1 protein-coding gene is annotated in these 1,663 nt (G+C 65.5%); it reads left to right on the plus strand.

The genetic code is table 11. The annotated features are described in order from the left end of the window. Positions 1-116: 116 nt before the first annotated feature. Positions 117-1,523: an IS1380 family transposase gene (locus tag EV644_RS44290; RefSeq protein WP_132197862.1), complete on the plus strand. Its 1,407-nt coding sequence runs from the start codon at positions 117-119 to the stop codon at positions 1,521-1,523. The last annotated feature ends 140 nt before the right edge of the window (positions 1,524-1,663 follow it).

Below are 1,663 nucleotides of genomic sequence, written 5' to 3' on the forward strand. Positions count from 1 at the left end.
ATCCACCGATGAGGGCGTTTGAGGGAGCGGGTCGGAACGCGAGAATGCCCTTACGTACTGGAAGAATTTGACTTCTCTAGGGTCCAATTCGCACCAGAACGAAGGGCATCTCGTAGATGCAACTGTCTCACACGCCACGGGCGACGTCGGCTGTGTTCGATGATCGGAATCTCGTGTCGTCGGCCGGGCTGGTTCCGGTACTGGCGTTGGCCCGGTCCGCGGGGCTCCAGGAACTGGCGAAGTGGCATCTGACGCTGCCAACCGACAAGGGCGCGAACGCCGGGCTGAAGGTCACCTCGCTGGTGGCGGGGATGGTCGCGGGTGCCGACAGCATCGACGACATGGCCCTGTTACGCCACGGTGGGATGGGCCGGATCTTCACCAATGCCTACGCTCCCTCGACGCTGGGCTCGTTTCTGCGGACGTTCACCTTCGGCCACATCCGCCAACTCGACGCTGTCGCGTCCCGGTTCCTGGGCCGGCTGGCCGCCACGGCCCCGCTGCTCACCACGGCCGGCCCCGGTGAGCGGGTGATGATCGATATCGATGACACCATCATCGAGGTCCACGGCTACTCCAAGCAGGGCTCTGGCTACGGCTACTCCGGCGTGCGTGGACTCAACGCCTTGCTGGCCACCGCGAGCACGAAACAGTCCGCGCCGGTGATCGTTGCCCAACGACTCCGGAAGGGATCGTGCGGCTCGCCACGGGGCGCGAAACGGTTGATCGCCGACGCGTTGAAGACCGCCAAGGAGCTGCCGAGCGGGTCCAGCCTGCGGCCGCTGGTGCGAGCCGACTCCGCGTTCTACGGCGCCGAAGTGGTCAACGCTGCGCTCCGCGGTGGTGGCGACGTCTCGATCACCGTGCGGATGGACAAGCGCGTCAAAGCCAGCATCTGTTCGATCCCCGACGACGCCTGGACTCCCATCGAATACACCGACGCCGTGTTCGACGAACCGACCAACACCTGGATCTCCCGGGCCGAGGTCGCCGAAATTCCGTTCATCGCGTTCACCTCGAAGAAGCGGTCCGAGCAGGTCTCCGGCCGGTTGGTGGTCCGCCGGATCCCCGACCTCAACCCAGGCGCCGAGAATGGACAGGCGACATTGTTCGACACCTGGCGCTTCCACGCCTTCTTCACCACCACCGACCCCGAGGCAACCGACACCGTGGCCGCGGACAAAACCCACCGCGGGCACGCGATCATCGAACAGGTCCACGCCGACCTCAAAGCCTCCGCCCTGGCGCACCTACCCTCAGGCAAGTTCGATGCGAACGCGGCCTGGCTGGTCCTAGCGGTAATGGCGTTCAACCTCACCCGCACCGCCGCCACCATCACCGGCCCCGTCCTGGCGAAAGCCACCACCGCGACCATCCGCCGCAAACTGATCGCCGTTCCAGCCAGGATCGCCTGTTCAGCCCGGCGAGCAACTCTTCACCTGCCGACCGCGTGGCCCTGGGAAACCGCCTGGCAAGCCCTGTTCGCTCAAACCTGCGGACCGCCACCAGCCAAAACCACCTGACCAACCGCCCACACCGGCCCGACCGAACAGACAGCGGAGACCCTGGCAGCAACGCCAGGCGATCACCCACGCCCACCCTCCCAAGCAGTACCGTCAACGAGATCCACGAACCACAATCTGCCCATCGGTGGATCGAGGCT

The sequence above is a fragment of the Kribbella orskensis genome, from assembly GCF_004342085.1.
Taxonomy (GTDB): domain Bacteria; phylum Actinomycetota; class Actinomycetes; order Propionibacteriales; family Kribbellaceae; genus Kribbella; species Kribbella orskensis.

Bases quoted from the DNA above. Each gene is read 5' to 3' on its own strand.
- EV644_RS44290 (WP_132197862.1), top strand. From the start codon at position 117: ATGCAACTGTCTCACACGCCACGGGCGACGTCGGCTGTGTTCGATGAT.